The organism is Streptomyces sp. NPDC056296, from assembly GCF_042268605.1.
Taxonomy (GTDB): domain Bacteria; phylum Actinomycetota; class Actinomycetes; order Streptomycetales; family Streptomycetaceae; genus Streptomyces.
The window spans coordinates 21,580-28,114 of the sequence record NZ_JBHJRX010000084.1 but is presented as its reverse complement, the minus strand read 5'-3'; the positions used below and the strand labels follow the sequence as shown (position 1 = coordinate 28,114).

The 6,535-nt window shown below is 72.9% G+C and carries 6 protein-coding genes; 1 reads left to right on the top strand and 5 read right to left on the bottom strand.

From position 1 onward, the window contains the following. Positions 1-108: 108 nt before the first annotated feature. The 4 genes from ACFCZF_RS37645 to lipB all read right to left on the bottom strand — a co-directional run bounded on the left by ACFCZF_RS37645 (position 109) and on the right by lipB (position 3,338). Positions 109-813 carry a DUF4191 domain-containing protein gene (locus ACFCZF_RS37645; protein ID WP_375924485.1) on the bottom strand — a complete coding sequence of 235 codons (705 nt, stop codon included), beginning with the start codon at positions 811-813 and terminating at the stop codon, positions 109-111. 81 nt (positions 814-894) lie between these two features. After that, positions 895-1,110: a hypothetical protein gene (locus ACFCZF_RS37640; RefSeq protein WP_376675489.1), complete on the bottom strand. Its 216-nt coding sequence runs from the start codon at positions 1,108-1,110 to the stop codon at positions 895-897. A 232-nt stretch (positions 1,111-1,342) separates the two neighbouring features. Beyond that, complete coding sequence (lipA, locus tag ACFCZF_RS37635) at positions 1,343-2,296, bottom strand: lipoyl synthase (protein WP_375924489.1); 954 nt, start codon at positions 2,294-2,296, stop codon at positions 1,343-1,345. A 244-nt stretch (positions 2,297-2,540) separates the two neighbouring features. Continuing rightward, a complete protein-coding gene (gene lipB / locus ACFCZF_RS37630; protein WP_376675488.1) occupies positions 2,541-3,338 on the bottom strand; it encodes a lipoyl(octanoyl) transferase LipB in 798 nt (265 codons plus the stop codon). A 236-nt stretch (positions 3,339-3,574) separates the two neighbouring features. Here lipB and ACFCZF_RS37625 point away from each other — a divergent pair, with 236 nt between their 5' ends. Then, the gene (locus tag ACFCZF_RS37625; RefSeq protein WP_375924492.1) at positions 3,575-5,038 is read left to right on the top strand and encodes a regulator; all 1,464 of its coding nucleotides are present in this window, start codon (positions 3,575-3,577) and stop codon (positions 5,036-5,038) included. 28 nt (positions 5,039-5,066) lie between these two features. On the opposite strand, the gene ACFCZF_RS37620 is transcribed toward ACFCZF_RS37625, so the two are convergent. Next, positions 5,067-6,470 (bottom strand): NAD(P)/FAD-dependent oxidoreductase, encoded by a 1,404-nt coding sequence (locus ACFCZF_RS37620; protein WP_376675487.1) that lies wholly within the window; start codon positions 6,468-6,470, stop codon positions 5,067-5,069. Between the last annotated feature and the right edge of the window lie 65 nt (positions 6,471-6,535).

Below are 6,535 nucleotides of genomic sequence, written 5' to 3'. Positions count from 1 at the left end.
ATGTACTCGGGTGTGGCGTTCTTGGGTGGGGTCCGGGAGGGGGGGGGGGGCGCCCGGAGTGATCCGGGCGCCCCCATCGCCGTACCGGCGTCTCGAAGTCCAACGGGGTCAGCGCTGCCTGGGGTTGCCGCCCCTGGGCATGCGCATGCCCTTCGGCATCGGGCCCTTGGGCAGCGGCATGTTGCTCATCAGGTCGCCCAGGGCGCGCAGCCGGTCGTTGGTCACGGTGACCTGCGGGCCGCTCAGGACGCGGGGGAGCTTGAGCATGGTCGTGCGCAGCTTCTTCAGCTCGACCTGGCCCTCGCCGGTGCCCACGACCAGGTCGTGCACGGGTACGTCGGCGACGATCCGGGCCATCTTCCTCTTCTCGGCCGCGAGCAGGGACTTCACCCGGTTCGGGTTGCCCTCCGCCACCAGCACGATGCCCGCCTTGCCGACCGCGCGGTGCACCACGTCCTGGTTGCGGTTCATCGCCACCGCGGGTGTCGTGGTCCAGCCCCGGCCGATGTTGTCCAGCACGGCCGCTGCGGCGCCCGGCTGGCCCTCCATCTGTCCGAAGGCCGCCCGCTCGGCCCGGCGACCGAAGACGATCGCCGTCGCGAGGAAGGCGAGCAGCACGCCCAGGATGCCGGCATAGATGGGGTGACCGATCAGGAAACCGATCGCGAGGAGGACACCGAAGACGACGATGCCGACACCCGCGAGTACAAGACCGATCTTCTTGTCGGCCTTGCGGGTCATCTTGTAGGTCAGAGCGATCTGCTTCAGTCGCCCGGGATTCGCAGCGTCCGCTGCAGGTTCCTTCCTCGCCATGGCACGAAGTCTACGTGCCCCCGAAAGCGCCGACGACGGCAGTGCCCGGAGCGGCGGGACGGGACGGCGGCGGGATCGGAGTCAGGGGCGGCCGGCGACCGACTGCCGCAGTACGCGCTCCGTCTCGATCCGGTCCTTGGCGCGGCGGCGGTCCTCCAGCACGGAGGTCCAGGCGTTGCGCCGGGCGGTGCGCTGACCGCCGCTCATCAGCAGCGACTCGACGGCCCGCAGGGCGGTGGTGAACGACGGGATGGCGGTGGCGCGAACGGCGGTGACGCGAACGGGCGCGGCCTGCATCGTGGAGGTCCCCCCTCGGTACGGCTCCGGGCGCGGAGACGGGTGTACGTGGTGTGATTTCAGGGTCACTGATTGGTGTTACCAGGGCGTGACCCGCCGGTCAAACGGACATGAAGCCGCGGTGCCCGGGGCCGGAACGGCGTCGCGGCCCCGACCGGTGCCCTCATCTGCGAGGACGGTCGGGACCGCGACGTATCGGCCATTACTGGCGAGTAGTGACTTGTGCGTGAATTCACACGGTGGCGGAGTGACGCTGCTCCATCGCCATCCGGTAGAGCCGTCCGGCCCGGTACGAGGACCGCACCAGCGGGCCCGACATCACGCCGGAGAAACCGATCTGCTCGGCTTCCTGCTGCAGCTCCACGAACTCCTGCGGCTTGACCCAGCGCTCCACGGGGTGGTGGCGCACGGACGGGCGCAGGTACTGCGTGATGGTGATCAGCTCGCAGCCGGCCTCGTGCAGCTGCTTCAGCGCCTCGCTGATCTCCTCGCGGGTCTCACCCATACCGAGGATCAGGTTCGACTTCGTGACCAGACCGTAGTCGCGGGCGTCCGTGATGACCTTCAGGGAGCGGTCGTAGCGGAAACCGGGGCGGATGCGCTTGAAGATGCGGGGGACCGTCTCGACGTTGTGCGCGAAGACCTCGGGGCGGGAGGCGAAGACCTCCTGGAGGAGCTCGGGCACCGCGTTGAAGTCGGGGGCGAGCAGCTCGACCTTGGTGCGGCCGTCCTCGCGCTCCGCCGTCTGCTGGTGGATCTGGCGCACCGTCTCGGCGTACAGCCAGGCGCCGCCGTCCGGCAGGTCGTCACGGGCGACGCCGGTGATGGTGGCGTAGTTCAGGTCCATGGTGACCACGGACTCGCCTACCCGGCGCGGCTCGTCGCGGTCGAGAGCCTCGGGCTTGCCGGTGTCGATCTGGCAGAAGTCGCAGCGCCGGGTGCACTGGTCGCCGCCGATGAGGAAGGTCGCCTCGCGGTCCTCCCAGCACTCGTAGATGTTGGGGCAGCCGGCTTCCTGGCAGACGGTGTGCAGGCCCTCGCTCTTCACGAGGTTCTGCATCTTGGTGTACTCGGGGCCCATTTTCGCCCGGGTCTTGATCCACTCGGGCTTGCGCTCGATGGGGGTCTGGCTGTTGCGGACCTCCAGGCGCAGCATCTTGCGTCCGTCGGGTGCGACTGCGGACACGACCGGCTCCCTAGCGTTTGATTCTTCGGCGTGCCCCAGGGTACGCCCGTTGATTTGTTGGTCGGCGTTGGTGCTGGCCCTGCTGGGGGCTGCCGCCCCCAGGCCCCCGCTTCGGCCTGAACGGCCTCGTCCTCAAACGCCGGACGGGCTGGATTTATGCCCTCCGCCGGAAAGGGCCGGACGGGCTGGATTTATGCCCTCCGCCTGCAAGGACCGGACGGGCTGGATTTATGCCGCGCTGGATTCAGGCCGGCGTCCTCTCGATCACCCGCGGCTTCAGGTCCGCGTTCTCCAGGACGTCGCGCAGATGGCGCTCGGCCACCGGCAGGACCTCCTCGATGGTCACGTCGCGGCCCAGTTCGTTCGCGAGGGAGGCGACGCCCGCGTCGCGGATGCCGCAGGGGATGATCCGGTCGAACCACTTGTTGTCGGGGTTCACGTTCAGGGCGAAGCCGTGCATGGTGACGCCCTTGGCGACCCGGATACCGATCGCGGCGATCTTGCGGTCCTCGCGGCGCTGGCCGGCGTTGGACGGGGCGTACTCGGGCCCGTTCATCCGCGGGTCGAACTCGTCGTCGGTCAGCCGGGGGTCGAAGTCCAGGGACAGCCCGCCGAGCGCCGGGCGCTGATCGAGCGGGTCGCCGAGGACCCACACCCCGCTGCGGCCCTCGACCCGGGTGGTCTGCAGGCCGAACTCCGCGCAGGTGCGGATCAGGGCCTCCTCAAGGCGTCGTACGTGCGCCACCACGTCCACCGGGCGCGGGAGCTTCTGGATCGGGTAGCCCACCAGCTGGCCCGGACCGTGCCAGGTGATCTTGCCGCCGCGGTCCACGTCGACGACCGGCGTGCCGTCCAGCGGACGCTCGCTGTCCTCGGTGCGCCGGCCGGCGGTGTAGACCGGCGGGTGTTCGAGGAGCAGCACCGTGTCGGGGGCCTCGTCGGCGAACCGCGCCGCGTGCACCCGGCGCTGCTCGTCCCACGCCTCCTGGTACTCGACGCGTTCGGCACCGAACCCCATTCGGACGAACCGCAGCTCACTCACGGCAAGTGCCTCCCTGGAAGGTCGTAAGGCACGAACCGTGCCCACGCCACTGTACGACCGCCCGCCCGTCGTCAGCCGGGCGGGCAATCCTCACACGATCGGATGAATGCCGCTCGAAGTGTGCGATCGGGCGCTTACTCTCCGCTACATTCACGCCGTTCACGAGGCCATAAGGGCTGCTCACAGGCGCTCCGGGCACATCGAACGGCCCGGAAGGCAGGAGACCGCACCGCACCATGACGGAACGACCCGCGCAGCGCACCCCCAACCGCCAGCTCGCCGCGCTCATCGCCGAAGCGGGGTTCTCCAACGCGGGTCTCGCGCGTCGCGTCGACCAGCTCGGACTCGAACACGGCCTGGACCTGAGATACGACAAGACGTCCGTCACCCGGTGGCTGCGCGGCCAGCAGCCCCGCGGCACCACCCCGGCGCTGATCGCCGAGGTCTTCACCCGGCGCCTCGGGCGCCGGCTCAGCGCCCAGGACCTCGGCCTGGACGCCTGCGCGCCCGTCTACGCGGGGCTGGAGTTCGCCGCCTCCCCGGACGAGGCCGTCGACATCGTCGGCGGGCTGTGGCGCAAGGACTCAGGCAGCCACGCCGAACTGCGCAAGATCGCCTTCACCCCGGCGGGCCTCGTCGTGCCCAGCCGGGACTGGCTGATCGGCCGCGCCGACGAGAAGGTGGCCCGCGTCGAGGTGCCCGTACGCATCCCCGCGCAGGGCCGCCCGGCGACCCCCAGGATCCCCGTCCCGCTCGACCCGTCCCGCCGACGCGCCCCGGCCGAGCGCGGGCCCGGCCAGAAGGTCACCGGCGGCGACCTCGCCGCGCTGCGCTCGGTCGGCGAGCTGTTCCGCAGCCTGGACGACCGGTACGGCGGCGGACACGCCCGCCAGGCCCTCGTGCGCTATCTGGAGCACGAACTGGAGCCGATGCTGCGCGGCACCTACGGCGAGCAGACCGGCCGCCGGCTGTTCGCCGCCGCCGCCGACCTGACCCGGCTCGCGGGCTGGACCTCGTACGACATCGCCGCGCACGGCCTGGCCCAGCGCTACTTCGTGCAGGCGCTGCGGCTGTCGCAGGCGGCCGGCGACCGGGCGTACGGCTCGTACGTGCTGGTCACCATGAGCCGCCAGGCCGTCTACCTGGGCCACGGGCGCGAGGCCGTGCAGCTCGCGCGGGTGGCGCAGCAGGGTGTGGGGACCTCCGCGCCGCCGGTCGTACAGACGCTGCTGCACGCCGCCGAGGCGCGGGCGCACGGCCTGCTCGGCGAGGTGCGGGCCTGCACCGCCTCGCTGGTCAGGGCGGAACGAGCCCTGGAGACCGCCCGGCCGGGCGACGAGGTGCCGCACTGGGCGCGCTTCTTCGACGAGGCACAGCTCGCCGACGAGTTCGGGCACTGCCACCGGGACCTGCAGCAGTTCCGCGCCGCCGCCCAGCACGCGGAACGCTCACTGCAGCTGCGCGCCCCCGTCTACGCCCGTAGCCGGCTGTTCTGCCGGATCGTCCTCGCCACGGCCCGCCTAGGCCTCGGCGAACTCGACCAGGCCTGCCAGCTGGCCGCCGAGGCGGCCGGGCAGGCGGCCGAGATGCGGTCGGTGCGCGCGGTGGAGTACGTGCGCGACTTCGAACGGCGCCTGGAGCCGTACCGGGACGCCGCGCCGGTACGGGGCTACCGGGACAAGGTGGCGGCACTGGGGTAGCCGGGGCGCGCGTTCGTCAGGGCCTGCCCTAGGCGGCTCGGGCCGTCGGCAGCGGGTCGGCGCTGTGCATCGGTCGGCCCGCCCCCAGGTCCGTCAGGATCGCCGCGGACGCCCGGTGGCCCGAGTGCAGCGCGCCCTGGACGGTACTGGTGTCGCGGTGGTCGCCGCACACGTACAGGCCGGCCAGCAGCCGCACCGGCCGGCGCAGGTCGTGCGGTGCGCGCATCGCGGGCACCGCCTCGGGCGTGTGGTGCACGGCGAGGGTCTCCCAGCGGGTGGTCGGGGTGCCGTAGAGGCGGGACAGGTGCATGCGTACGGCCGTGTCGACGTCGGACGGGGGAGGGCCGAGGACCGTCGAGGAGACGAGGGCGCGTCCGGCCGGCGCGCGGGACGGGTCCACGTCGCTGACCACGGCCGTGTGGGCGACCGGGCCGCCGCGGTCCGCGTCCAGCAGCAGCCAGGCGCCGGTCGTCGGTGGTTCGTCCGTCGTGTGGTGCACGACCGTCACCGGATGGAAGTCCGGCACCCTGAGGCCCGGCAGCAGCTCGGCCGCGGCGCGGGCGTCGGTCGCCACCAGCACGGCCCGGCAGCGGATGACGCCGTGCTCCGCGGTGGCCACGGCGTTGGTGGCGACCGACGTGACCCGGACGCCGGTGCGCACGGTGCCGGGCGGCAGCGCCCGCGTCAGCAGCTCCGGCAGCGCCTCGGCGCCGCCCTCGGGCAGCGCGAGCCGCCCGCCGGCGAAGGCGCGCAGCGCGAGGTCGGCGCACCGGCTGGAGGTCGTGAGGTCCGGGTCGCACAGCAGGGCGGCGAGCAGCGGGCGCAGGAAGCCGTCGATCGTGCGGGCCGGCAGCCCGCGCACCGCGAGCGCCTGGGCGGCGGGCAGCTCCGGGCGGGCCAGCAGCCGTTCGACCGGGGTGCCCGCCAGGCGGGTCAGCGCGCCGCCGAGCCGGGCCTGGTCGACGGCGGTCCCGAGCGGGGCGCCCGCCCGGGTGCGGGGCGCGACCACGGGAGCCCCGGACGCGCGGGGCGCGTTGGCCGGGCGCCGGGGCGCAGGCGCGGACCGGGGGGCGCTCGCGAGGGCGCGCACCGCGTGGAGTGCGCCCCTTGCGCCCCGTGCGCCCGCCGGGGCGCCCGCGCGGTGGTGGCGGCCCTCGCTGTGCAGCAGGACGCCGGGGGCGAAGGGCAGCAGCGCGAGGCCGTCGAGCCCGGGGGTGCGGCGCAGTTCGGGATACGCCGTGGACAGCGGCTGTCCGATTCTGTCGAGCCGGAAGCCGTCGACCTTCTCGGTCGCCATCCGGCCGCCGACGCCGTGGGCGGCCTCCAGGACCGTGGTCGTCACTCCTGCGCTGGTCAGCCGATGCGCCGCGGCGAGTCCGGCGATCCCGGCCCCCACGACGACGACGTCCGCCTGGTACGCGGGCTCAAGCACGTGCCCCTCCTCGAGGTTGCGCGGCCGCTGGAGACGTCATGCCCCCAACCGGCTTGAGGGATACC